23 protein-coding genes are annotated in these 26,649 nt (G+C 47.4%); 14 read left to right on the plus strand and 9 right to left on the minus strand.

Features of this window, described 5'->3' with window-relative positions; translation table 11 throughout:
• The first annotated feature begins 41 nt into the window (after positions 1-41).
• From EL633_RS28710 to EL633_RS28735, 6 genes are all read left to right on the plus strand, one after another.
• Positions 42-1,058 (plus strand): LacI family DNA-binding transcriptional regulator, encoded by a 1,017-nt coding sequence (locus EL633_RS28710; protein ID WP_126630661.1) that lies wholly within the window; start codon positions 42-44, stop codon positions 1,056-1,058.
• Positions 1,059-1,337: 279 nt separating this feature from the next.
• Positions 1,338-2,660: an extracellular solute-binding protein gene (locus tag EL633_RS28715; RefSeq protein ID WP_126630662.1), complete on the plus strand. Its 1,323-nt coding sequence runs from the start codon at positions 1,338-1,340 to the stop codon at positions 2,658-2,660.
• A gap of 346 nt (positions 2,661-3,006) precedes the next feature.
• Positions 3,007-3,768, plus strand: coding sequence for a carbohydrate ABC transporter permease (locus EL633_RS28720; protein ID WP_371865603.1), 762 nt, complete (start codon positions 3,007-3,009; stop codon positions 3,766-3,768).
• A 276-nt stretch (positions 3,769-4,044) separates the two neighbouring features.
• Positions 4,045-4,953 carry a carbohydrate ABC transporter permease gene (locus EL633_RS28725; RefSeq protein ID WP_218027657.1) on the plus strand — a complete coding sequence of 303 codons (909 nt, stop codon included), beginning with the start codon at positions 4,045-4,047 and terminating at the stop codon, positions 4,951-4,953.
• A gap of 43 nt (positions 4,954-4,996) precedes the next feature.
• Positions 4,997-6,052 (plus strand): glycoside hydrolase family 130 protein, encoded by a 1,056-nt coding sequence (locus tag EL633_RS28730; RefSeq protein WP_126630664.1) that lies wholly within the window; start codon positions 4,997-4,999, stop codon positions 6,050-6,052.
• Positions 6,053-6,065: 13 nt separating this feature from the next.
• The gene (locus EL633_RS28735) at positions 6,066-7,166 is read left to right on the plus strand and encodes a Gfo/Idh/MocA family protein (protein WP_126630665.1); all 1,101 of its coding nucleotides are present in this window, start codon (positions 6,066-6,068) and stop codon (positions 7,164-7,166) included.
• A 122-nt stretch (positions 7,167-7,288) separates the two neighbouring features.
• On the opposite strand, the gene EL633_RS28740 is transcribed toward EL633_RS28735, so the two are convergent.
• From EL633_RS28740 to EL633_RS28750, 3 genes are all read right to left on the minus strand, one after another.
• A complete protein-coding gene (locus EL633_RS28740) occupies positions 7,289-8,269 on the minus strand; it encodes a DUF929 family protein (protein WP_126630666.1) in 981 nt (326 codons plus the stop codon).
• A gap of 127 nt (positions 8,270-8,396) precedes the next feature.
• Positions 8,397-8,921 (minus strand): GNAT family N-acetyltransferase, encoded by a 525-nt coding sequence (locus tag EL633_RS28745; RefSeq protein WP_161982513.1) that lies wholly within the window; start codon positions 8,919-8,921, stop codon positions 8,397-8,399.
• A 208-nt stretch (positions 8,922-9,129) separates the two neighbouring features.
• Positions 9,130-9,939, minus strand: a complete 810-nt coding sequence (locus tag EL633_RS28750; RefSeq protein ID WP_126630668.1) for an AraC family transcriptional regulator — start codon at positions 9,937-9,939, stop codon at positions 9,130-9,132.
• Positions 9,940-10,187: 248 nt separating this feature from the next.
• Here EL633_RS28750 and EL633_RS28755 point away from each other — a divergent pair, with 248 nt between their 5' ends.
• Together EL633_RS28755 and EL633_RS28760 are read left to right on the plus strand one after the other, a co-directional pair.
• On the plus strand, positions 10,188-10,478 hold the full coding sequence (locus EL633_RS28755) for a hypothetical protein (protein ID WP_126630669.1): 291 nt from the start codon (positions 10,188-10,190) through the stop codon (positions 10,476-10,478).
• A complete protein-coding gene (locus tag EL633_RS28760) occupies positions 10,471-11,265 on the plus strand; it encodes a phytanoyl-CoA dioxygenase family protein (RefSeq protein ID WP_126630670.1) in 795 nt (264 codons plus the stop codon). The genes EL633_RS28755 and EL633_RS28760 overlap by 8 nt, the downstream gene beginning before the upstream one ends.
• 77 nt (positions 11,266-11,342) lie before the next feature.
• On the opposite strand, the gene EL633_RS28765 is transcribed toward EL633_RS28760, so the two are convergent.
• Positions 11,343-12,317, minus strand: a complete 975-nt coding sequence (locus EL633_RS28765; RefSeq protein WP_126630671.1) for a DUF4352 domain-containing protein — start codon at positions 12,315-12,317, stop codon at positions 11,343-11,345.
• A gap of 260 nt (positions 12,318-12,577) precedes the next feature.
• Between EL633_RS28765 and EL633_RS28770 the strand changes: the two genes are divergently transcribed.
• Positions 12,578-13,792: a class I SAM-dependent methyltransferase gene (locus EL633_RS28770; RefSeq protein ID WP_218027605.1), complete on the plus strand. Its 1,215-nt coding sequence runs from the start codon at positions 12,578-12,580 to the stop codon at positions 13,790-13,792.
• Here EL633_RS28770 and EL633_RS28775 read toward each other — a convergent pair.
• The 3 genes from EL633_RS28775 to EL633_RS28785 form a co-directional block, all read right to left on the minus strand.
• The gene (locus EL633_RS28775; protein ID WP_161982514.1) at positions 13,789-14,598 is read right to left on the minus strand and encodes a carbon-nitrogen hydrolase family protein; all 810 of its coding nucleotides are present in this window, start codon (positions 14,596-14,598) and stop codon (positions 13,789-13,791) included. The genes EL633_RS28770 and EL633_RS28775 overlap by 4 nt on opposite strands.
• Positions 14,599-14,708: 110 nt before the next feature.
• Complete coding sequence (locus EL633_RS28780) at positions 14,709-15,722, minus strand: zinc-dependent alcohol dehydrogenase (protein ID WP_126630673.1); 1,014 nt, start codon at positions 15,720-15,722, stop codon at positions 14,709-14,711.
• Between the two features lie 111 nt (positions 15,723-15,833).
• Entirely contained in the window at positions 15,834-17,231 is a 1,398-nt protein-coding gene (locus EL633_RS28785; protein ID WP_126630674.1) for a peroxidase family protein, read from the minus strand.
• A 393-nt stretch (positions 17,232-17,624) separates the two neighbouring features.
• Here EL633_RS28785 and EL633_RS28790 point away from each other — a divergent pair, with 393 nt between their 5' ends.
• The 3 genes from EL633_RS28790 (at position 17,625) to EL633_RS28800 (ending at position 20,415) form a co-directional block, all read left to right on the plus strand.
• Positions 17,625-18,755: a CHAT domain-containing protein gene (locus EL633_RS28790; protein WP_126630675.1), complete on the plus strand. Its 1,131-nt coding sequence runs from the start codon at positions 17,625-17,627 to the stop codon at positions 18,753-18,755.
• Positions 18,756-18,899: 144 nt separating this feature from the next.
• Complete coding sequence (locus EL633_RS28795; protein ID WP_126630676.1) at positions 18,900-19,613, plus strand: ABC transporter ATP-binding protein; 714 nt, start codon at positions 18,900-18,902, stop codon at positions 19,611-19,613.
• Positions 19,597-20,415, plus strand: a complete 819-nt coding sequence (locus EL633_RS28800; protein WP_218027606.1) for an ABC transporter permease — start codon at positions 19,597-19,599, stop codon at positions 20,413-20,415. The genes EL633_RS28795 and EL633_RS28800 overlap by 17 nt, the downstream gene beginning before the upstream one ends.
• 123 nt (positions 20,416-20,538) lie before the next feature.
• Here EL633_RS28800 and EL633_RS28805 read toward each other — a convergent pair whose 3' ends face one another.
• Both EL633_RS28805 and EL633_RS28810 read right to left on the minus strand, forming a co-directional pair.
• Positions 20,539-22,257: an MDR family MFS transporter gene (locus tag EL633_RS28805; protein WP_126630677.1), complete on the minus strand. Its 1,719-nt coding sequence runs from the start codon at positions 22,255-22,257 to the stop codon at positions 20,539-20,541.
• Positions 22,258-22,584: 327 nt separating this feature from the next.
• Positions 22,585-24,345, minus strand: a complete 1,761-nt coding sequence (locus EL633_RS28810) for an MptA/MptB family glycosyltransferase (protein WP_126630678.1) — start codon at positions 24,343-24,345, stop codon at positions 22,585-22,587.
• 923 nt (positions 24,346-25,268) lie between these two features.
• On the opposite strand from EL633_RS28810, the gene EL633_RS28815 reads away from it, so the two are divergent.
• Both EL633_RS28815 and EL633_RS28820 read left to right on the plus strand, forming a co-directional pair.
• Complete coding sequence (locus EL633_RS28815; protein WP_126630679.1) at positions 25,269-25,661, plus strand: response regulator; 393 nt, start codon at positions 25,269-25,271, stop codon at positions 25,659-25,661.
• A gap of 210 nt (positions 25,662-25,871) precedes the next feature.
• On the plus strand, positions 25,872-26,393 hold the full coding sequence (locus EL633_RS28820; RefSeq protein WP_126630680.1) for a hypothetical protein: 522 nt from the start codon (positions 25,872-25,874) through the stop codon (positions 26,391-26,393).
• Positions 26,394-26,649 lie beyond the last annotated feature (256 nt).

Below are 26,649 nucleotides of genomic sequence, written 5' to 3' on the forward strand. Positions count from 1 at the left end.
CTCAACACATGCGTTTACGAAATGTTTACATTGAGGGCTAAATGTCAGGAAGTTTAATCAATATTGCTGCCAGGGCGGGAGTCTCAATTGCCACGGTGTCACGTGCACTAAATGGCAAGGATGGTGTCAAACCAGAGACACGCGAACGAATATTGTCTATTGCGCAAGAGTTGCAACAGACAAGCTCTTTCGCTAATCGCGCCATGTCAGCAACAAAGACGGCGACAATCTGCTATGTCGTCAATCAGCTGCATAGTCCTGTTGAGGATGATCCATTTTATCCGATCATTATGCGTGGGGTTGAAGAAGAGCTGGCCAATCATGGGTATCATCTTCTCCTGACGACAATCAATGGCAGACAGGTCGACTCGGTTGAGACATTTAAGCCAGTGGCCGAAGGTCGCGTCGATGGCTTAATCCTGGCAGGTCCAGATATTTCGACAAATTTCATTAGCGAATTAAAACAAATCGGGATGCCAGTTGTCCTTATCGATAACAATCTTCCTAGCGCAGCCATCGACTCGGTAAATATTGACGATTTACAGGGCAGTCAATGGGCAACCGAACATTTGCTTGCGCACGGACATAGCTCGATTGTAGCTTTGTTAGGACCTGAAACCTGGTTTAGTTCTGCTCGCCGCGGGCTTGGCTATCAACTGGCCATGCAACAGGCGAAGCTCACACCGCATATTTTCCGAGCCGAGGACACAAATATGGAGACGGGTATGGCCTTGATCAAAGAAGCCTTAACCGCCCTCCCAAAACTGTCCGCGATATTTACTGCCAATGATGCAATGGCTTTTGGCGCAATTCGCTGGTTACAACAAAATCAGTTGCGTGTACCTGAAGATGTTGCGGTCATTGGTTATGACGACACTTTATATAGTGCTCTAAGCTCACCAACGCTAACGACAATGCGCGTCTTTAAGCGTGAATTGGGCATGCTGGCGGCACGGCGTATCTTGACCATGCTGGCAGAAACAGAGCAAGAAGAACGGCATACAGTCCAAACCCTGCTGGCTTCTGAGTTAGTGTTACGCCACTCTTGTGGCTGCTAGTAGTCTGTCAGACATCATTTGATAAAAAAGCAGGGATGCAAGGGGCGGCCGGCCCCTTGACTGGGGGAGTCGGGGCAGTGCCCCTGGCACCGCCCCTCCCGCCCGTGTAGCGGGCGCACAACTTATCAAACGATGTTTGACAAAGTACTAGCCAGACTCGGAAAAGCATTATGCATAAAGATACATATCTGGACAAATCATCTCAAGCTGTTGTCCTAAATGCATGACAAGCAGTCATGTGTAAGATAGCTACTTACTTTTAAAGGAGATTACTCAGCAATGAAGCTAAAACAAACGCTGGCTCCCATGATCATTCTACTTGGGATGCTCATTTCGCTGACGGGATGTGGAAACGGTTCCAGTGGAAGTTCCAATAATGGGCAGATTTCTTTCTGGGCGGCCTCAAATCCTCCACAGCTGGCATTCTGGACCCAGATGGCGAAAGAATACACCGCGAAACATCCTGATGTAAAAATCAACGTCAAGCCAATTCCAGAATCCCCTTCATCAGAGGCTGGTCTACAGGCGGCTCTGGCGGGTGGTACCGGTCCAACCGCCTCGGAGAATATTTTCACTGGCTTCGGTGGACAGCTCCAAAAGTCTCAGGCCATTGTTCCCCTCGACCAGATGCCCGGTTGGAATGATGTGCTAAAAGCACGCCATATGGAGACAACTGTTCAGAGCTGGAAGTTCAGCGATGGACATACCTACATTCTGCCAATGTATTCCAATGCAATGCTCTTCGGCTGGCGCATGGATATCTTAAAGCAGGTCGGCATCACTAAGGCTCCCCGCACGTATAGCGAAGTGCTAGCCGCTGGTAAAGCCTTGAAAGCCAAATTCCCCAATAAGTTTATCTGGGCACGTGATGCGCTGGTCAAAGATACCTGGTATGAGCGCTGGTTTGACTTCTTCACGCTGTATGATGCCGCCAGCAATGGCAAATCAGTTATTACTGGTAACAAAATCACAGCTGATGATCAGGCGGCCGTCAGTACATTGGGTTTCCTCAATGATATGGCCAAACAAAAATCTTTGATGACCCAGACAGCAACCGATCCTTTTGAGACTGGTCTGGCAGTGGCCGATGTCATTGGTCCATGGCGCTTTTCAGTCTGGGATCAGAAATACCAGAATTTGAAACTGCATGATAGCTATGAACTGGTTCCACCTCCAGTTCCTGATAGCATGGCAAGCAGCGTCAATGATACCAACACCAAAACATTTGCCGATGCTAAAGGTATTGTCATCTACAAGCAGGCTTCTGCTGATCAACAGGCTAAAATCTGGGATTTCGTCAAATGGACGCTCTCAGATCCAAACCACGATCTGACCTGGATTCAGCAAACTGGTCTGCCTGCGGCTCGTGATGACTTAAATACCAATCCGACCTTTAAGCCATACCTGGACAAAAATCCCCAGCTGGCACAATATGCGAAAAATATTCCCAATGGCGTGCCACCTCTGACCATTCCTAGCTATACAGATATCCAGGTTGCGCTGGGGACCAACGCGGTCATCCCGGTTGTGCAGGACAAAACAACGCCTGACAAAGCCTGGCAAGACTGGAAGTCAGCGATCCAACCATCATTAAATAAATAGTTCCTGATTTAGTGGGTGGCCTCTAGAGCAGATATGCAAGTTATGCTTGAAAGGCAATAGAGGCCGCCTTCCCTCACTGCTCAGCTCTGTGAACCTTCGGATGCTCTTCTTTTCAGGCGCGGCCAATATGCCGGTATACGCTGGTCCGCTCTTAGTCCATCCCTGCGTCCGCAGCCTGTCTTTAGCAGTGTTTTCAAAGGATGTTGCTATGACACAAACGTCACATATACATAACGAGAGCAGCGTGGTTGCGGCAGCACAACCAAAAGCGGTGAAAGCCCGACAGGGCAAACACGAAAAAAGGAACAACTGGTTGTACATCATCGCGATTCCTGTGCTGCTGATTATGGTACTACCATATATCTATCTGCTCCTCCAATCTTTTGCTGCCTGGGATCAGGTGAACAATACCTTTATTCCAACCTCGTTTACCCTGCGCTCATATGAATGGATCTGGACAGGCGGGGGTTTTACGCCCCAACCCTGGCTGAGCGCGCTGTTCAATAGCACGCTGGTCACGACGGTAGATAGTGTCTGTATGGTTGCATTCGGTGCGATCGTTGGGTACGCGCTCTCGGTACTGGAGTTCAAAGGGCGCAGAATTGTTAATAACTTTATTCTTTTCCAGATGTTCTATCCAGCAATCATTTTGCTGGTGCCAACCTTCCTGGTCATTCGCTTCGCCGGCCTCTACGATACGTACTGGGCCATGCTGATCCCAAAAGCGCTCAGTTTATGGGCCATTTTCATGTACACAAACTTCTTCGGATCCATTGATAAAGAAGTAATTGAAGCCGCCCGTATGGATGGTGCCAGCGAAATCGGAATTATTTTCCGCATCATGCTCCCTATCTCACGCTCAATTACCTCGATCATTTTCCTCTTTGTCTTTATGGAACGTTGGACCGAACTGATGTGGGACTTGATCGTCGTCAAAGATACGACCAAACAGACCTTGAATGTACTCCTGTCAACAATGTTTGGCCCGTATGGTTCCTACCCTGGACCACTCTATGCCGCCGCTACCTTGCTCACATTCCCAATACTCATACTGTTCATTTTGTTCAGCCGCAATTTTGTTAAGGGCGTCCAATTCGTTCTGCGCTAAGTTGTCCTGCAGCAAAGAGAGATAGTGTTTGATTGCTATGAAATTCATACTCCGCTTATCGTTGTTTTCGCGCCTCTGGCGCTCCAAGGGTTTTATGTGTGGTGTCAAAAATTGAGCCTTGCTCAATTTTTGACACCACACATAAAAGAAGGCCGGGCCCTTCAGGGTCCGAGTGTGGTCAGTCGCATGTTCCTCGATAAGAGTGAGAACCGAACACCATCAAAAAAAAGTGTTTTCAATAGAGCAGAAACAAAGGAAGTTTGACTGATGAGCGTAATGCCAATGAAGCGGAAAAAAGCAAACCGCTCCGACATACATAAAGAGATCCAGGGCTGGCTCTTATCAAGCCCGTATCTCATTTTTACCTTGATCTTTTTCTTGATCCCACTGGTTTATAGCATCTACCTGGTCTTTCAAAGCTGGGATCTGATCTCACCAACGCCAATCTTTGTGGGGCTGGATAATTTTAAAGAGGCATTTTCCAGTATCCGTGTACGTCAGGCTTTCCTGGTCTCGTATCAGTTCATGGTCCTGTTTATCCCTTCAGTCATGATCGGATCAATTGGGCTTGCATTGATCATTCAACATATACCCAGGTTTAAAGCACTCTTTTCCGTAGGCTTCTTCCTGCCCTATCTGGCGTCAGGTGTGGTCTCCTCGTTGATTGTGCGTGGCCTACTCTCGTATAACGGTCCGGTCAATACATTCTTACGTTCAGTCTTCGGCACATCGCCTGACTGGTTGGGGAATGGAGCGAGCGCCATGGCCGTCATTGTTGGCATGCTGGTGTGGAAATTCGCTGGCTACTACTCATTGATCTTTGTAGCTGGCCTACAGGGTATTCCTAATGAAGTGTATGAAGCGGCCTCGATCGACGGTGCCAACGCCTGGACAAAGTTCTGGCGCGTGACATTACCCATGCTCTATCCTTCGCTCTATACTGTTTTAATTCTGGCAGTCGGCATCTCATTCTCAATCTTTACCGAGCCCTTTACATTGACACATGGAGGGCCACAGATGGCGACCCAGACCTGGCAATTAGAAATCTATTATCAAGCATTTGACCAGTTCCGCTCTGGTTATGGCGCAACTGTCGCGCTCTTAAACGCCATTGTGACGCTAATTTCAATCGTTATTATTCGACGCCTGACTGAATACTGGGGTCATCGTTACGGTGCAAATTAGCCACAATACAACATTCATCTAAATAAAAGGGAAATAGAATATCATGACAGATTTAGCTAAACGCTTTACAGCCAATCCAATCCTTCATCCTCGTGATGTCAAACCTAGTATGGAAGGACTGGTCGTTGAGTGCCTGCTCAATCCAGGTGCCTTCACCTTTGAGGGCAAGACGTACCTGCTCCTGCGCGTCGCTGAACGGCCGGAGCAGAGCAAGGATACCGTCAGTGCCATCGTCATTGATCCTGCTGCACCTCAAGGGATGAGAATCCTATCCTGTAAAAAAGGCGATCCTGAACTGGAGTATCTCTCTGATCCTCGTAGCTTCACCTATCAGGGCAAGACCTATCTCACCACCCTCTCACATTTACGCCTGGCCTCAAGCGAAGATGGTGTGCATTTCACGATCGCGGATAAACCAACGCTGATTGGTGAGGGACCATTGGAAACCTTTGGTATTGAGGATTGCCGCGTTGTCGAGATTGAAGGCACCTATTACCTGACCTATACAGCTGTTTCTGCTGATGGTTATGGTGTTGGTATGATCAGCACACAGGATTGGAAGCAGTTCCAGCGCCACGGCTTGATCGTTTCACCAAATAATAAAGATAGCGCCATCTTCTCAGAGAAAATTGGTGACCACTACTTTGCTCTCCATCGTCCTACACTTGGTCCTGGACTGGGAGGCAACTATATCTGGACCGCGAGTTCACCCGACCTGAAACATTGGGGTCATCATACCTGTATTGCCAGAACACGTCCTGGCAAATGGGACTCAGTCAGGATTGGTGCCGGTGCCGCCCCCACACGTACCGAGGAGGGCTGGTTGGAGATCTATCACGGAGCTAATGAGGAGAATCGCTACTGCCTGGGTGCTCTCTTGCTTGACCTGAATGATCCAACCAAAGTTATTGCACGTTCGGAGCAGCCAATCATGGAGCCAACCCCTACATATGAGACGAATGGCTTCTTTGGGAGCGTGATCTTCACCAATGGCGTGATCGAAAATGGCGACGAACTCACCGTCTATTATGGAGCCTCCGATCTAGTAGTCTGTGGCGCAACCTTCTCAATCAAAGAGATTCTGGCAAGTTTACACTAGGAAATTACATACTATGCAACAATCAGGTTTGGGCATTGTAGGCTACGGCGGCTTTGGCGAATTTACCGCCAAAGCCTACGCACAAATGCCAGAGGTAAAGATCGTTGCGGTCACGGATGTAAATGCCGCCCGCCGCAATGAGGCAGCCTCAATCTATCAGGCCACGGCCTATGAGACATATGAACAGCTATTGGCGGATCCAGCCGTAGATATTGTGGTGATTAATACACCTCCCTGGCTACACGCCGCCCAGGCACAGCAAGCAGCCCTGGCAGGAAAACATATCTTTCTTGAGAAGCCACTGGCTACCGACCTCGCCGATGCCGATGCGCTCATGCAGATCCTACAGGAAAAGCAGGTTCGTTTAAGCATCGACTACGTCCTGCGCCATGTGCCAATCTACACTATCCTGCAAAAACTCACTGCCAGCAATCTGCTTGGCAAGATCACCTATATGCGACTGGAAAATGTAGCCTCAAATGAGGCGCTCCACGCAGATCACTGGTTCTGGAAACGCCAGTATAGTGGTGGTATCTTCATTGAGCATGGGGTACACTTCTTTGATCTCTGCAATCAGCTCAGTCAGAGCGAACCGGCAGATATCTCAGGACATGCCCACACAGCTGAAGATGGTCGACAGGATCGTGTGATGGCGGCGGTCTCCTACAACAATGGCATTCTAGCCAACTTCTATCATGCCTTTGACCGCCCTGCCATCCTGGAACAAACCGTACTGCGCGTCGTCATGGAACGGGGTACCGCAATTGTTACCGGTTGGATTCCTGATCGCCTGGAGATCGAGGGCACATTATCCAGTGAGCATTATGCGGAATTATCCGAACTACTCGGGGTAGAATTGAACATTACCACCGTACCTGCGCCCGAAGGCATCACAGGTGCCACGGCTGGAGAAATAGTGACAGCTCAAGTAACGCGAGAAGATCGTACCGCCGACTACTCACAGGCGGTAATCGGTGGTTTATCCGAGTTCATCCGCAGTATCCAGGATCCCGCCTATCAACCACAGGTAAGCCTCCAGGATAGCTATGCCAGTTTCCGGCTGGCCTATCGAGCCCAACAATCGATAGATCAAGGTCATAACCTCGCCTATTAATCAATCTTGTCACATACGTATGGGTGGTACGCAGAGATAATCAGCATACCACCCATGCCCCCAACGTAACGTAGCGGCAGGTCTTGCACCTGCAACCTGTTCACGTACGACCATGCACAGGATCAGTTGCGCCGGCGTAGATCCCATGCCAATGGCTGATTTATGCTTGCCAATTGCATAGGATTGCCACTTGATGCGCTCGCTTGTGCCAGGAGCGTCTTCTGCAGCCCCGGCACAGGATCTGCAGCACAGACTTTAGCGGGCTGATTATTTGTCGCGACACAGATAGCCGCCGTTAATATATTGGCCGCACCGATAACACCACGGGAAAGATCACTATTCGAATCAGTAACCTGATCCGAAATATTCTGATAAGATTGGCCCGTCAGTACATTCTCTGGATAGTAGGCTCCCGAGGAAATAAATTGATTGCCGATCGACATAAACGGGATACCTGAATCCTGTACATAGGGTGGCTTCGCATATTGCTGCACGATGGCTTGATCGGCAGCAGATAAAGATTCTAGTTGCTGCGGCGTGGGATAACCATTATCAGCCGTCTCTTTCGATTCAAAGTTGATATAATCACTGCTATAGGTCGATTTATAGAAGGTATAGGTGGGTACCTGCCCTTCTCCTGAGAGGATAGGTGTCAGATTATTAAATTTCCCAAAGCGGCTTAAAGCGGCAATAACGACCCAACGCTGGGCCGCGCAATGGGGACAATATTCACCGCCCATATAAAACACCTCAGGTTTGCCATCTGGTCCTTTCAAAATAGGTGTGCTCTTAACAGGAGAAAGATGGCCACTGAAGGTGCCTTTGTCGACACGGGCAAAAATATTCGCATCGACTGAGGTAATGGTTTTAAGGGCTTTGTCACTACCAATTTGTGATTGCTGCGCTTCATAACGAGCGACAAATAAAAAGGCTCCCACAATCACGGCCACCAATAGAACGATACCTCCAACCAGCCACCAACCGGATTTTGAAGTCTGCCGCTCACGGCGTCCACGAGATTGCTGCGTCCGTGCCTGTTGATCACGTTGCTGACGCTGTTGTGCCCGCCGCTTAGAGGCTGAGACGGGTTTTTGTCTGGACATGTATCCCCCTTTTATCTACTGCGATAAATATCCACATATAAATATATCGTATTATAGCAATGCAAATATGTACATTACCAGAATACGACCAAAAGTCATTTTGCCACTTATTGAACAAATAACACCATCAGAGCTGAGTAGCTTGCCATTCCTGTTTACTCAGGCTCCAGCGCAACATACCATCCTCAGGCTCCAATTCATGCAGGCCTGCCTTCTGCAGGACACGGATCGAACCTTGATTATCCGGCAGACAATCGGCAATCACTTTTTGGACATCGCCACGCTCAAAAGCCCAGGCAATCAATGCACGAGCCATCTCGGTCGCATAACCGTGATTCTGGTAAGCGGGCAAAATATTATAACCCAGATCTACCGTTCCCGCTTCATCAGGCCCTCCTTTCAGTCCCATGGCACCAATCAAAACTGGCGGCTCCCCTACAAGCAAAATCGCTCCATCCCATGCTTCATGGTGTGGCTCCCGGTCAAATCCACTCAGTATAAGCGGTAGCACAGGAGCAAAATCCTCGCCCGGCCAATTTGCTGGCACAGTTGCCCCCAGCACATGAGCAAACTCAGCACGATCCGTTAATATTAAACGAATCAAAGGGGCAGTCAAGGGAATCCACTCTAACCTGGCTGAACTTACATACATCTGATCACCCTCCCTCAAAATGAATGACCCTGCAAAATTATTGATGAATTTCATACCTGTTCAGTTAGGCAAGCTCATACGATAACTTTTGCTGTGCACAGAGCAAGAACATTTAAGCGCAAAAGGATGCTGAACAGTTAATAAATTCCATCATAAAGAACTACCGAAGTATACTACAAAAACCACAGCATATAAACGAGCCTCATAGTCAGTTTCCTAATAATCCCTTGCGGTAAGCGGCTGGAGAAACTCCAGTATGGCGAGCAAAGATGCGCGAGAAATAGTAACGGCTACCAAAGCCATTATTAGCTGCGATCTGCTCGATGCTTGCATCGGTCAAGAGTAATTGTTGTTCCGCCCGTTTGACCCGCTGTAACTGAATATAAGAATTAGGGAGCTGCCCCACACATTCATGAAAGCGGCGTGTAAAATAGTCGACATTCATATGGCAAATTTGAGCCAGATTCTTACATAATAATGGATCAGCTAAATGCGCGTCAATATGCTCCAGAGCAGGTACAACAGGCTCCAGGGCCATTATCAGTTGGGAGTAACGCTGTAGCTGGTCGGGAGACAGATATTGCAGGTACAGTGTCAGACCTGTATATAAAATAGCCTTAAGTTGAAATTGCTGCACCAGCATTATACCGTCCTGCGTATCCATCTCCGCGATTAAATTCCTGACGCTCTGTTGTAAATGCCAGGAATCGGGTAAGCAGATTGGAGCCGAAAATATCTCTTGATAAATGGTTGAGGAGAGTCCAAGTACGTCAAAATGCACAAAAAAGTGCCTGACTGGCTGATCCAACCGGGTACTAAAACGTACTTCAGCTGGAATAATATAGAGCTTCCCAGCCTCTAGCGGATAAGGAGTACCCTGGAAATCGAGCTGGGCACCAGCACGGTCATTCATGTAAAAACGCCAGAAATGGCTCTGTACATCTGGCAGTTGCCACTGGGGAGGCTGCAATAACACAATGTGATGGTTGAGTAATCGGAGATGAATTGTGTCAATCATAATTCCTTAATTACATATATATTTTCGTGTGCTTGACCATGGAAAGCAGAGATGTTCCCACCGCCAGATAACTAGCATAATATTATAACATTTTAAGCACAAAGTGCCGCCAAAAGTCGTTATCAGACACAAATTGCTCGGATATAAAGATAGGATTTCAGGAGTCCAGAAGGTATCTTTAAAGCAGATCAAGATCATAGTGTGCTTCAAATAAAATTACATGTGAGCTCAAAGAGGAGGTATTGAAGATGAGTGAGGTTCGGCAACAGATATTGATTCTCCACCTGGTTAATTCTGATCTGGCATCCAAAACGATTGCCTGGTCACTATACGATGGTGCCAGTTCAGATGAGGATCTGCCAATGCAGTCAGGGGATGAGCAGGAACCACCTTATGGTTCAGTGCTGGCTGCTATGCGTGCTGGCTGGAATGTGATCCAATTAGCTACCCTTCCTGTGCCCACACCCGGGCATGAACACGAAAGCAATAATCTACCCTATGAATATGTGCTGGAACGAAAGGTGACCATTCATGAGTAAAGTAGAACGACACCACCTGCTTACAGCCGAACAAATGGCACACTTTGTCACTGATGGCTTTCTGATGGTTGAGAATGTTGTACCTCAGCATTTAAATACAGCCGTTTTAGCAGCAGAGAAAAGCTGGCAAAGCTCTGGCTCCAACTTCTGGCACCAGACCGAGGTCTTACGCCAGGTCTTTGAGGAGCCTCAGGTCAAAGGCGCGATTCAAAGTTTTGTCGGCGTCAATCCTGGCTATGATCACTCGTTTCTCCATGTGGTTCCAGCGCGCCAGCTAAAGGCACAGGAGTGGCATGCCGACTCGATCATTGATGTACGCCCATATGCATTTGATGTGCAGGCCTTCTATTTCGCACACGATGCGCCTGCCGAAATGGGACCAACCCTCGTCCTCCCGGGTTCACATCTCCGTAAAACAAACACATCCAGTATTGCACGCTACAAAAACATCGTCGGACAACGCCAGCTGGTAGCTAAAGCCGGTACCATTGTATTTATGCACCATGGCATCTGGCATTGTGCGCAGCCAAATCGTACCGACCAGACACGCTACGTTTTCAAGCTCAGACTACGTCCCGGACAGGTACAGCGTGGGCTTTTTAATACCGACGACTATAGCAGTCCAGAGGTGAGTCAGATCATACGCGAAGGCTATCAAACGTGGCAGGGAAATGAGGCCCGATTGGAACATATGCAGCGCGCAAGACTCTGGCGCTACGTCACAGGAGACGATAAGGTTGATGTCTCCTTTGAAAATGCGCTAACCAGAATGTCAATTCTAGCCTGATCGCCCATCCAACCAATAAAATAAGCGTCCCTGCTTCATTGGCAGGGACGCCCTGGATACGATGATGTTATAACAGACTATAAACCCAGGTTCCATTGAGCAACGCCAGGGTTGTCAGTAAAGTCATTAGAGACTGGAGTCCAGTCTAACTTTAGACCATGATCACCAACAGGCGCTTCAAATATCAGATCACCTTCAGCTGTAGAGCCAACTTTCATGTCACCAAAACTCAACTGATCTGAATATGCACTTGGAACAAGGTACGAATGGGTTACTCTGGCTCCATTAGAACTAATCAGATGAAAATCAAGCGGATTATAATGCCCCTTAGGATTGCTTTTATCCACAATTTTGACATGTACAAGCACAAATTCCTTGCCAGCTTTGGGTTGGGAATATGTATCACCATCAATATGCTTGGCCAGAGTCATAGTACAATCAACGCCCTGCATGGCAAGGGTATCACCAATTTTAGCATTATTCGTGTTTGATGTCTCAGTATTGGTCGTTCCCGTTGAATTTGAAGTATCAGCGGTTGGGGTACTACCTACTGTTGGAGTACTATCTGTATTTTGATTGTTATACACACTTGTAGGGGTGGCAATTGTTTTTGCAATGTTGAAGACTCCATTAGCAAAAACGGAGCAAGAAACGATCAATGCGACCAGCAGTACCCCAACAACACCCAGCGTAATCCAGAGCCAGGTCTTGCTCTTCTTGGGAGTTGGCGGTGGATAGCCTGGACCTGGAAACTGGGGCACATTATTGGGCGCGTAAGGATTAACAGGCGGCGGATACATACCAGACGAGTTAGGTTGTCCACCAGCTTGTGGATAAGCATTCGGAGTGGAATACGGTGATTGATCCCCATAAGGAGATTGGACAGGATACTGGGACGCTCCACTTCCTGGTGTTTGTGGTGGCTGATAACCCGGGCCAGGATAAGCAGGGGGAGCCGCCTGTGGATCATAGGGTGTTGCAGCCTGTGTGGGCTCATACGGCGGATATTGCGAATAGTCGTTTTGCCGAGGCTGCTCAGGATTTTGATTCATATAAAAGAAATAATCCTCTCCAATAATAACAAAGCAACATGAGTACCCAACGGCTCAAGTGCGTATTCTCATGTTTCAATTAATGCATAGTATAACTGAATATACCATTGAAGACAAGCAGGTGCAATGGAATGGTATTAGATAATCTTCTCATTTATTATGCGGTATTGTACCATTTTTTCAAGCACCATCTTTCTGCTATCTATTCCATAAGAGATGGTATAAAATGGAAAAAATTCTTCTTTGAGGTGAAAGCATTGGTGTCCGAAATTCAGTGGTGGCAGGCTCTTTTGTCAGTGAACAACACGCTGGAAGATATTTCAGCCGACTATACCTTGATTGGCTCCTCCGCCCTGTTCGCACAGGGTATACTCCCTATCAGCAGAGTAGATAAGCTAGAAATTTCGCTCCAGTGGGATCTGATGCCACTGGCTTATGAGGCGTTGCACGCAGATAGTGGGTTAGAGACCCAGGCAAGTGCTAAAATTTTTCGCGTCTATTATCAAGATTTAGAAGTAGTCATAATTGGCTACCTCAATACAGTCGTCGTAACCGATCCGGATCGTCTGGCAATAGAACATGATCATAAAAAAATCTGGGTGAAAGCGCCAGATTCTTATGAGCAAACATTAGCCGCTGATAATCCGGATCGACAGGCAATCAAATTATATATGCGACAATTGCAGCAACAGAACAGCCAGCTTAACCAGGCCGCCTGGAATCAGGTGGCCTATGATGCCTGGGTTCATCGCCATGGAACGCCTCAAGCCATGGCGGCACGCATTCAGAAAGATCCCTGGACACGTTTAGCTTCCCTCAGCAAGTATTTGCCAGTGTTACAGGACAAGACAATCATCAATCTCCTGGGCTCACATGGAAGTAAGGCCATCGCGATGGCACTATTGGGGGCAGATGTAACAATTGTAGATATCTCACAGGAGAATGCCCAGTATGCGCGTGAAGTAGCTGCTGCGGCTGGCGTAAAGCTGCGCTATCTAGTGGCAGATGTGCTCAATCTCCCCATCGAGGAACAGACAGGTAGCTATGATCTCGTCTTTATGGAGCTTGGTATCCTGCATTATTTTGTGGACCTTACTCCATTAGCGCAACTGGTTCAACAGCTACTCCGTCCAGGTGGTCAACTGTTACTACAGGATTTCCATCCGGTCTCGACAAAATTGATCACTTCAAAAGGTAAAAAGCATAAAGTGGACGGCAACTATTTTGATAAAGGTTTGCATACCAGTAACGTTGCCTTTAGCAAACATCTACCTGAAGGGGCGCAGCAGGCACCACAACAGGTCTATCTCCGACAATGGGGACTTGGAGAGATAGTGACCGCCTTTGCAGCCGCCGGACTCTTTATTCGCCGCCTGGATGAAGAACCCAATAGCAAGATCGATGATATCGGCATACCTAAAACATTTACCCTGCTTGCTGAACGTCCGCTCTTTCAGCTCGATGCACAGCACTAGCGTTGAAATAGCTCGGGACGCCGGTGCGTTAAGGCTGGTACCATCTGGCGTACAGCAGCCAGTCGCTGCAGATCAAGTTCACCATAAATGACACACTCGCCCTCGGTTCCTTCACCCAGCACCACACCCAATGGATCAACTAGCAGCGAGCGCCCCAGATATACATTGCCTACCTGATCACAGGCAAACATATAAGCGGTATTCTCAATTGCTCGCGCCGCTACCAGATGCTGCCAGTGCAGCTCTTTGAGCGCCCCAATAACCCAGGCGGAGGGCATCACAAAGAAATCCACTCCCTGCTCCATCTGATAACGGGCAATTTCAGGAAAGCGTAGTTCATAGCAGACAAACAATCCCATGCGACCAAATGGCGTCTCAAGCGGGGTAAATAGTTGTTCACCACTGGCAAAGACCGCCGACTCTTGAAAGCCAAAGGCATCGTAGAGATGGGTCTTACGATACGAGGAAACCAGGGTACCCTGATCATCAATAATGACCGTGGTATTATACGTTTTATCTCCCATCTGCTCGGCCGTCTCCAACATACCACTGACCACCCAGATACCGGCCTGCTCAGCCGCCTCACGCAAACCGGTCACATAAAAATCATCCAAACTTTGCGAGATACTACGGGCGTAAGCAGCATTAAATTTTTCTTTAGCGAGTAGGGCCATAAAAATTTCTGGAAAGATCACCAGTTGAGCGCCACGAGCGGCGGCTCGATAAATAGTATCTACCGCCTTCGCCAGATTCTGTTTTGGGTCTACCTCGGACTGCAACTGGGCCAGTGCAATGCTTGTCGACATAAACATATTCTCCTCAGTAGTGGAAAAGTGTTAGCAATGCTGCCAACACTTTTCCGCTACGATAGTAGAAACATTTTTGTTTTGCTTCACTAATCATTGTCTATACGAAGTCACAGTTCTTGCCAATCAAATATTACACCCATTGCGGTCGCGCGCTCTTCACGCAGCAAACGATAAGCTTCAGGGGCGGCCGTGGGTGCAAAACGGTGTGTAACCAGGTCATTAACGTGCATATCCCCACGTTCCACGTACGTAAAAAATAACTCACCCATACGCAGATGAGACCAGTAAGCATGATCGGTTGAAACGGATGGAGGATTGCCATCATGGGCGCCAATAATACTCAGTCCACGTCTGATCACATCACCGGTCAGTTGCTGAGCGGCTGGCGAGCCTGTATCTCCAAGTATAATGATCTTACCAAAATTGCGGGCCAGACTCAGAGCATGACTAAAGACGGGGGCTGCGCCAGTGACATCATAGACCACATGAACTCCCTTCCCCTCTGTTAACGCGAGGACATGCTCACGTGCCTCGGCGGCCCCCATTTGCAATACAGTTGTAGCTCCATGGGCACGCGCCATCTCTAAACGTTTCTCAGCCACATCAATTGCAATCACCTGCTGAGCCCCCAACAGCCGCGTATACTGCACCACCAGTTGTCCCAATAAGCCCAGGCCAATCACGACCACACTATCCCCCAGTTGATGTTGAGCACGACGAATTCCGTTCTGCACAATGGTCGCCAGATGAAACCAGGTCGCATCTTCATCTGAAACCCCTTCAGGAATATGATAAACTACCTCATCCGGTCCCACCACGTGGTATTGACTATGCGGGAGGCGCAAGGCTACACGCTCACCTTCATGTACATGCTGCACTTGCGTACCGACCGCAACCACACGTCCAACCAGACTATAACCGGTATGGAAGGGATACTTCACCCACTGATCCCAATGAGTACCTGGATCAAACAGGCGCCCAAGACAGATACCTTCGGTACCCGTACTGATTAATGATTTTGTCGCCTGGACCAAAAACTCATCTGGCTTCAACTCACGTATTGGCTCCTCATTAACCTCCACCTGATTCTTACCAGTAAATACAATATTTAAAGATTGCATGCATTGGCTCCTTAACAGTTACTCGTCGAGCATATCTACAATAATCTCTACAACTATAACATGTTCATTCAACCTGATGCATACAACCTTTCTGCTCTTTGATTGAAACGCTTATGCTACACCGGCAAAACGCAAGAGATCAGCCATCGTGAAATCCTGAGGAGTGGCAGCCGGCAAGGTAGGCGACCAACCATCTGGAGCATGCCAATAGGAGGTAGGATCACACACCAGGAGACCAAGCAAAACTTCAGCAATAATACGACCACCAACAGGTCCCATTGCCTCGCCACCAGTGTAAACTTCAGCCTCTTTAAGCAGGTAGTACCAGAGCGGGGTCTCACCTTCCCACCCCATAGCAGACAATCCTATCTGGTCTGCGGTCAATGGAGCCACATCCATCAAACGAGCAATAGCCTCACCTGAGGGTAAACCAAGCGCCTCTCCCCGTTCAAGATCGCGATACGCCAGAGATTTCTGTTCTGGAATATCCGTATCACCGACAACACGGGCAGGCAACTCAATCAGAGGATGGGCCAGCTTTGCATCAATACGCTTACTGGCCTGCGGTAGGGCCGCGCCAGGAATCTTGAAGAAATAAGACCACTCTAGCGTCCGAGCCTGATCCACAGGACATGTTCCTGCGCAGTCGGGAAAGACCTGGCCGCTGGCGCCACGGCTATTTAAGAGATAACGCGACCGAATCTGGCTATGCCCAAAGCGATACGCCGCATCCGCAAACTCTACGGGAATAAATGGATCTTCATCTGGTTCAGGAGTAAAAAATTGTGGACCTATTTCGAGAATATTCTCCATCAAGTCATCGCCTACAGTCAGAGGCAAGAATTCATGGACAATAATCCATTGATAATGCCAGCGTACCAGGCGCCGTGCCTCATCAAAGATTGAGGCGGCAGGTACCTGCTGCAAACGTAAGGCGTCAACCACCTGATTATGAAACTTGAGCAGCGCCAGATGAAGTTGAGAAATAAACAGATGCACATCATTGCGCGGATCCGCTACCAGTGCTCGCCCCTGTCGATTTCGCGGCACATCATTTAGCGCACCAGAATCATTGATGCCCAGCAAAAACTTATCGGCATCATCCAGATCATACAGGAAAGGATCGCCCGAAGGTCCAGCACCATACAGGCACTCAAGATCCAGGCGTGGACGGCGAAAATTCCGCAATTCATTGAGACGCGCATGATGCAGTAACAGACTACGATCAGCAGTAATATCATGCGCAATAAATTGCCCCAAAAAAGTAAATCCAGCTGGAATACGTGGATTATCAGTTGAAGTGTCCTGCATATCTGGTGAAGGAGCTGTACTGGCATCCATCACCGAACCAGAGCGTCCAAGCAGTAAAAGCACCTGCTCATCCACCGAAAGGGCAGGCAACTCAGGAAAGAGACGTCCATATTTACCTTGACTCTTCTCTACATCCTGCGCATGTGGCGAAAGCGAACTTTTGAGATGAGGACTAATCACGCAACTATGTATACTCATCTGTACTTCCTTTCAAGGTATGATCACGACAGCAACAAAGCAATTTCCAGCCCACCAATCTCATCCCCAACCTACAGCTAGTATATGGCATAGCAACATACAATTACTAATTCAACCATTGCCAGCAAAGCACTTTATCAAAGCACATCAATATTGCTCTTATTCCCACATAATTTATGCATTCAGGTTGAAACCCGGCTTACCATCTTATATAATCTTGCATAGATTAGTTATAAATATAAATGTATCAATTTATCTGGCTCGAATTTTTGCTTGTGTGGTGCCAGAGGTGCGCACACTTCTGGCACCACACAAGCAAAAATTCGAGCCAGAGGCGCGCAAACTCAGACTTGAAGATCGTGAAGATCAGACACACCCGAAGGAAAAACACTCATGGACGAGAAAGACATAGTAAAGATACTTTTTCTAGCCGCCTCTCCTACCGAAACAGGAAGATTGCAGTTAGATCTTGAAAACCGTACTATTAAAGAAAATATTCGCCATGGCAGCAATAGAGATCATTTCAAAGTTGAAAATGAATGGGCGGTAGAGGATAATACACTCCTCGAATTCATGAACATATATCATCCTAACATTGTCCATTTTAGTGGTCATGGTACAGAGACAGGAGAACTTCTCTTAGAAGGCCCAGACCGAACCATCAGACCCATCCCAGGTGTAACATTACAAGCTCTTATGCGCAATTTTATAGATAGTGTACATATGGTCGTGCTAAACGCATGTCACTCATATCAAGAAGCTCAGATGCTTGCTCAGGATATTGATGTGGTGATTGGGATGAATTATGAAGTTAGCGATCAAGCCGCTATCGAATTTATTTCTCGTTTTTATCAGGCCTTGAGTTTTGGAAATTCACTACAAAATTCATTTGATCAGGGTATCACTCAACTTAAAATTAAAAATATCCCTGAAGAGCACAACCCACAACTATTCACACGTCAGGGTATTAATGCCAGCAAAATTACATGGAAAGATCTTATCAAGCCTCCGGTAGTAATGGGTAGGGCCAATAAAGCTGAAGGTCAGGCAACCTCAACAAATAGACAAATATCAATATTTGTCTCATATGCGAACGAGGACAAAGAGATTTACGAAAGATTAGATAAGCATTTTACTACCATGAAGCGTTTGGGCATAATTAAACTCACGCGCTTTGATAACGCCCTGGCCGGCCAGTTCAGTGAGCAAAGATTAACGGAATATTTAAATGCTGCTGACATTGTGCTCTTCCTGGTAAGCCCGGATTTCATTGCATCCGATAGCTTGTACGAAAACGAACTCAAACCAGCGATCGCAAGGCGCGACCAGGGCTTGACCTGGGTTATCCCTATCCTGATCAAACCAACCGCTAATTGGGAAGAGGATAAAAATTTCGTTGGTCTGCTGGCACTTCCCCGCAACCATAAACCTATTTCCGCCTGGGCTGATAGAGATAGCGCCTTACTTGAGGTGGCCCAGGAGGTGCGTAATGTGATCAATAAAATTACCGCCAAAAAGGCTTAAGCGGCAAGAGGTTGAGCAAAACTCAATCCACCCACTGCCAGTTTAGTCCAGATGAGATACTTGCTCGTGAGTATAAATAGACAGCACAGTTCCTGTGCTATGATAATGAGCACATTTGTACTCGGAGGCAAGAGAATAATATAGATGAATACAGCTACATCTCTAGATCAAGAAAAGATCGTTCTGGAGGCGAAAAATTTGCGCAGGGTTGTCGATGGAGACAAAGCGATTGTCAATGATATTTCACTGGCAGTACATAAAGGTGAGACATTAGCAATCGTCGGACCTTCTGGCTCAGGCAAATCTTCGTTCTTACGCTTGCTTAATCGCCTGGATGAACCAACGAGCGGGACAGTACTGTTAGATGGCGTGGACTACACGACGATGTCACCACGGGTACTGCGTCGTAAAGTTGGTATGGTTATGCAGTCCGCTTACTTATTTCCAGGTACTGTCACGGACAATATCACCTTTGGACCACGCTCACGTGGGGAGCAGGTTTCGGAGACGCGCGTCAAGGAATTACTCGAGCATGTACAACTAGCCGGCTATGAGAAACGGGATATCAACGGCCTATCCGGTGGTGAAGCCCACCGCGTCTCACTGGCCCGCACGCTTATCAATGATCCCCATGTCCTCTTACTCGATGAACCTACCTCAGCCCTGGATGAGGATGCCCGTGCGAGCGTCGAGCAGCTGATCAATACGATTATGCATAGCCAGGACTTAACCAATATCATTATTACCCATGATATGGCACAGGCGGCCCGGCTGGCTGATCGTGTTGCTGTGATTAAAAGTGGAAAAATAGAACGCATCGGAACGGTAAAAGAGGTCTTACATGACACTATTGCATGACATACTGACATCTATGACCTCACCCCAGGTCATCAATGGTTTAATCCAGGTTGCCGCAGCCTCAGTGCTCGTACTTATAGTTGTACTCATCGCTTCATTCAATCGCGTGAAGGTAGCCCGAGAAACCATCACGTCAATGATTCGTGGTTTTGTGCAGATTCTGCTGGTCGGCATCATCCTGGTCCTTATTATCAATACCTCTATCGTCTTTGGTTATCTGGTCCTGGCCATGATGAGCGTCTTCGCCGCCGTGCTATCGCATAAACGCGGCAAAGGCCTACCAGGCGCCTTTAAAATATCGCTTCTGGCCATCGGCATAGGTTCGGGTATCACTATCATAGTCATGGCCCTGGTAGGAGTTATCGAGCCCAAAATCGCGAATCTGATTCCGGTTGGCAGCATGATTATCTCAAGCTCGATGCGCACCAACTCACTCGCCCTCAACCGTTTCCGGGCCGAAATCGAATCCCATGTAGGGCAGATTGAGGCTGGTCTGGCACTAGGGGCGCCACCCGCAACCGTCATCGAAACCTATCTGAATAATACAGTCTATGCCAGCATCATTCCTGCCGTAGATACCTTGCGCTCACTCGGCATCGTCTTCATTCCAGGACTGGCCAGTGGTATGTTGCTCGCCGGAGCCAATCCAATCTACGCCGCCGAATATCAGTTTGCCGCTATAGCTATGCTCTTTGCCGCCAGCACCCTCACCGGACTCATCAGCGGACTTCTCCTACGCACCACCATTTTCTCATCCGCTGAACAACTCACACTACGGCCAAAAGTTGCAAAAGCCGCATAAATAAACATTTGTTTGTTTCCTAACATGCCAACACCACATAGACTAGACAAAAAACATAGCGAAGCCAGGAGAGTTGCTCCTGGCTTCGCTAGATTGAATAGTATGCAACTGGAAGAGACTAGTCTAGTGCATAATGGCAGGGCTGAACGATTCCGAGCCATCATTCACGCCTTCAGTAACGCTATCAGCATTGACTTTACCACGACCGCTACGTAAAGGAATTTCCTTCAGGAAGAAGACCATCAACAAGCCAGCAACCATAAAGCATACGCTGAAGATAAAGACATTATGAATACCCTGAGACAAACCTACTTTTACAGCCTCCAGGATCTGATCATAAATCTTCGTACCCCCAGGAAACTGCTGAAAACTATGCAAGATCTTTTCCTGCGTATCCTTCGAAAGCAGAATATTAGGATTGTCAAAAATGCCCAGCACGTCCTTATGATAGCGCTCCTGAACAGTTGTAGCAAACTGCTTTACCGATGCCGGCACAGCACTACGGAAAGCTGGCTGGTAGGCAGAAGTCATCACAGATCCCATAGCAGACAAAGCAATCGTACCACCAATCTGACGGAAAAACGTCAGAGCAGAGGTTGCCTGCCCGATACGGTCAGGTAGTGCATTCTGGACAATCAAGGTATAGAGCGACATACCACAACCAATGCCAAATCCCATCACCACCATCGAAACCCAGAGATCGTTAGCCCCCGAATTGACATTCAGGCGTAACAGCAAAGATGCACCAATCACACTGATAACCATACCAACAATAGCGATAATTTTATATTTACCAGTGCGCGAGACCAGCAGACCAGACAAAACACTGGCTGCGATCAAGGACAACATCATAGGCGAGAGCAGCAAACCACTATTCGTCGCCGAGATTCCCAGGATGCCCTGTGCGAACAGAGGCAGAAAGTAGATCGCGCCGAACATCGCCATACTGGTAATCATTGCAATCGCAATGGAAATGGTAAAGATGTTATTTTTGAACAGGCTAGGATCGATGATTGGTTGCTTTCCATTACGTTCAAGGTAAGCCTCGTAAGCAAAGAAAGTCACAAAACCCACCAGTGACAGCCCAAACAAAGCAATAGTCTGGATTGAGAGCCAGGCATATTGAGTACCGGCCCAGGTAAATCCAAGCATCAATGGTACAGTACCAACAATCAGTAAAGCCGCACCTAAGTAGTCAATCGAGACATTCGTCACTTTTCTACGCAGAGAAGGCATCAAGAAGATCAGTACTAATAGGGCCGCAATGCCTACTGGCAGATTTACATAGAAAACCCAGCGCCAGTTGGCATTTTCAGTAATCCAACCACCTGCTGCAGGTCCCACAATCGAAGAGAGACCAAAGACACCACCGGTCAAACCCTGCCATTTACCACGCTCACGAGGAGGGAACAGGTCGCCGATTACCGCAATCGCAATTGGCATCAAAGCCGCCGCGCCCAGTCCCTGGAACGCACGGAACAGAATCAACTGATTCATAGATTGAGCCATACCACAGATGGCTGAACCAACTAAAAAGAGGACAACACCCACCAGGAAAATCGACTTACGTCCAAACAAGTCAGAGAGCTTACCATAGATCGGGATCATCACGGTGGAGGTCAGCAAGTAAGCGGTGGTCACCCAGGTATAGCGATCCAGTCCATTGAATTCCGAGATAATATGTGGCATCGCAGTCGAAACAATTGTCTGATCCAGGGAGGCCAACAGCATCACCAGCAGCACACCAGCCATAGTTAAAAGTGTCTCACGTCTGGTATAGCGTGGAGCATCGGTCGTATCTACCGAAATCTCACCAGAAGTATTGGTTTCTAAAGCGCTCATCAAGCATCCTTATCAATTCGTAACTATTTCATCAAAAAGAGGTCACAGAAAGGCTGATTAAAACAAAGTAGGTAGGAGTAGAGGCAGTAAAGCACCTATCTCGCTGTAGGGGCCTTCATTGGCACAAAACAATTACTTATAGAGGCGCCTGGTTAATTCCTGACCATATATTCCTTGCCTGACCATACAGTCATAATTTTACGATGCAGTCATGATAAAGTCAAGAGGGATCAATGAAAACGAAAAAACTCATAGAAAGAGGCTCGTTTCACCTATGAAACGAGCCTCTTTCTATGAGTTTTTCCGATGTAAAATCACAAGATAATATTATTTTGCGGCGACACTGGCATTTTCAGTAACCATATCTACTGATGCGGCATTTAAAGCGGGCTCTTTGTCTTTTTTCAGGCGACCATACAGGTAAACAAGGACGCCAGCAAGAACAGGAAACAGCATCATCAAGAAATAGCGAATCCCTAATTGATAGCCACCAAAGCGGAAAAACACCAGATTCATGTACGTTAGTAAGGAGCTCGCGGAAAACACCAGACAAAATACGAGCAGTGCCCTTGTCAGGCGACCTTGAGGGAATGCCAGGGTTAAGGGAGCCAGAGCAACCAGCCAGACCACATACCAGGAATAAAACCAGGGGGTCACGAGCAGAATGATTGTCATCGTAGCCAGGCTTCCAATAACAAGGGTCCGCATCGAAGGTGAACGCCAGGCATACCAGGCACCAACCAGGATAGTCACACCCATCACCAGGATATCGACTTTACTCCAGAAGCCACGATTTGCCAATGCATGGGCGGCAAAGCCAACCAGCGAATTCGATTTCATAGTCGGGCGAAGTTGCAGCCAGTTCATAGCCACACGCATTAAGGAGTTCTGCGCCCCACTAGAGGATGGTGGCGTTCCAAAACTGCGCACGATCTCTCCCAGACCATGACCAATCCAGAAGGGCAAATATGCCAGCAGCGCAATACCAGCGAACAAGGCACCTGCGATAACCACATTCTTAATAGCCGCAAACCAGGGCATCTCACGCACCGGAGTATGTGGAGTTCCAAGGGTTTTGGCTGCCAATACTAACAAGAAAAAGAAAATCACAGGAATGGAGGTAAACTTCACCAGCACTCCCAGGGTGAGTACTACCAATGCGGGCCAATAATTTTTGACCTGCGTAAAACCGCGCTTATTCGCAGTAATACACAAATCAAAGCCATATAACAAAAGCGTACTCATAAAAACATCGTTGTGAGCACCCAGAGGCCCTTCAAAGAGCATTAAAGGATTGAGCGCGTAGAGAAACATGCCAATGGTCACAGTACGTTCTGAACGGCCTGTAGTGCGCAGGATACGCCCAATCAAAAAAGTGTTCAACAGATGGCAAGCCAGACCCAGAAAGCGATAAATATAAAAATATGGTAGGGGATGGTCACCAAAGATCAACGAAAGAGAGCCAGCAAGATAGACCCACACAGGACCATAAGCAGACGAAGCCTCACTCCATCCATCAATATGTGTCAGGAGATCATCAAATGCAACCTGTCTCGGGGTTGTAAAATATGGATTTGCTCCATGCGCCCCCACGAGATTGCCATAATCTGCATAAACAAAAAGATCCTTTGAAGCCATACCGGGGGTCAAGACAAAGATGAGTCCTGCGACAATTGCACCAATCCACATCCAGCGGCGTATGGTTGGTACCTGCTCAGGCTGAGCACGCTTCACAATAAAGTATGCTGCCAGCCCATATAGGACAAATGCCATGGCCAGCAACAAGAGAATCTCAATATTGCCCGTTAGATACAAAGCCACAGGATCCGAATGCGTGAAATGCATCGGCAGCCATCGTCCCCAACCAGTCAACCAGGGCAACGCTGGAGGAGAGAAACCACGGGGAGTTGCTATATCTTCAGTCAGGCCAGTATAACCAAGGTGCCCAAGGCGCGAAATGGGCGTGGTACTCAACAAAATGCATACGACAATAGCCAGTACACAAAAAATCATAAACCAGGGCCGAGCATACTTATGTCCTACTGACTGACTCGATGATGACTTTCCAGTTTCTATCGTTTTATTCATATAATCATTCTACACTCAATATGTCTACATCTTAAGATGCCCGCAACATTCATAGATTGCGCAAACACTACACTTGTCTAATACGAGATAAAATTACAGAGGTAACCATTTGACAGAAAAAGAGTACTAAACATGCTAACTCATTTAATTCTTTCACCATTTTGCGCGTCATATTTGCAAGCAACACGTCATTGACAGTATTATAACTTACAAGCCTGCTTGATGCTCACCCTCATTGGGGATGTAGCACGCGCTTATACTCTCTTTATAGTGGTTCTACCAACAAGCAGGCACCGCTAACATAAAGTCGCATCAGCAGGGCAAAAGGTGGTCAGGAATTCCATCAGGCACTATATTAAACAGTTATTGCATAACGATAACACAAACAATCATTACATATACAATACCTAAGAAAATGCGCCCGGTTGTAACTGACAAAAAGCCTGGCCCATAAATACTATAGATTGATGCACAACACCAGCATACAGCAAGGAGAACAGAGTCAGATAAGAGCCCCTAGCCTTCTATACAAACGCATAAATAAAAGTGAATAGATATTGAACACACAAGAGGTCAGATATTCTGATATACTACTTACTTATAAGCTCACAAAAAAGATTTATCAATTATCAGGATTAGCATATAAACTGGAATTTCATCCCAAAGGATAGAAAGTAACTATTCAGAACCAGTCGATGCCTCCAGTATCGACAAATGTTTGTGATGTCGTTGCGGAAAATGTCGGCAGTGCCGACATTTTCCGCAACGACATCACAAACATTTGCTCTGCGAAGCAGAGCAGGGGCATTTTAGCTCGCAAGGGTCCTGAATAGTTACGATAGAGGTCAAATTACTCTTATAAAATCGTATGCTATTTTTTATACGCCAGACTGGGATAAACAGTCTTTTTTTGAGGTATAAACGTGACGACACGAATTCTTGTCATCGAAGATGAGCCAGATATTTTAGAACTCTATCGCATGCTCCTGGAGACAGAAGGTTATGAGGTCTACACCCATGACACGGTTTATAATGATCTCACAGCCATAAAACAGATCAAGCCCCATCTGATCATTCTGGATCTGATGATTGGAGGCAAAGAGGCTGGCTGGAAATATTTAGAAATGGTTCACCAACATCCAGATACCTCTTTTATACCCTTATTACTAAGTACAGCAGGAGATCACCAACTCCGGGAAAAGATAGATGCCTTGAAAACACCTAGCGTCGATGTGGTATTTAAGCCATTTGATGTTGAAGAACTTTTACAGGTAATACAAAATTTGCTTGCACTCGCCCCTCTGGAGACCTGCTAAGCAAAATATATAATTATCTGAACTTACACATAAAAATGCGTAGCTGACCTACTACCCACATCCAGACTAAAAACAGACAGAAAAAGGTAATCTGGGCCACAAAAATACCTTTTCTATTGACCAAACCAACAAGGCTCGTGTACTATATCGTAAGAAGGGTACATAAAGTTTAGAAGAGCAAGGCGAGTTTTTAGACAGGGAGATATAATTGTGGCATCAATACTCGGTCTGGAAGGAGCGATAACGCTAGCCTTTATCAGCTACGTTTACCTGGCAGTATTTCTCTGCGGCATAGCAACCTTCCTGCTCGTTTTCTTCCTGCTCAACAGGAGAAAGAAAACGTTTTGTGGCATCTGCGCTAAACGCCTGCAAAACGACGATAACTTTTGTAATTTCTGTGGAACGGCAACCCATAGAATTGTGCTACCACCCGCCAGTATGGCACCTGTACAACCTTTATCTGCCTATGGTCAACAGGGAATGCATGGTTACAGTCCAGCGCCTTCCTGGATATCTCCGTTACACGTAGCGCAACACCAGACCCCGCAACCAGCTCCTAGAGCAGTATTCCGTCCTCCTACCACCCACATCCCACAGGCAAATTATGCAAGCGCAATAGAACAACCAGATTATAATTGTCCTCAATGCAATGCCGATCTTTATTTCAGCGATACCTTCTGCGGCAATTGCGGAGGCCGCCTGGTACCAGCGGTCAAGCAGATACAATATTAAGATAGTGTTTGTTTCCGCTCTTATCGTGGAGTGTGCAGCCAGCCGCACGCGGGCCCTGAAGGGCCCATGCTTCTTTGACGTGTGCTGTCAACAAGTGAGCTTCGCTTACTTGTTGACAGCACACGTCAAACCGTTGGAGCGCCGAAGGCGCGAAAAAAAATGGTATGCGGGGCATGGATTCCATGCAGATCAAACACTGTATAGAGAAGTAACTGGATGATAGCTATGGGTAGCCTGTCATCCAGTTACTTCTCTA

The sequence above is a fragment of the Dictyobacter alpinus genome (assembly GCF_003967575.1).
GTDB classification, from domain to species: Bacteria; Chloroflexota; Ktedonobacteria; order Ktedonobacterales; family Ktedonobacteraceae; genus Dictyobacter; species Dictyobacter alpinus.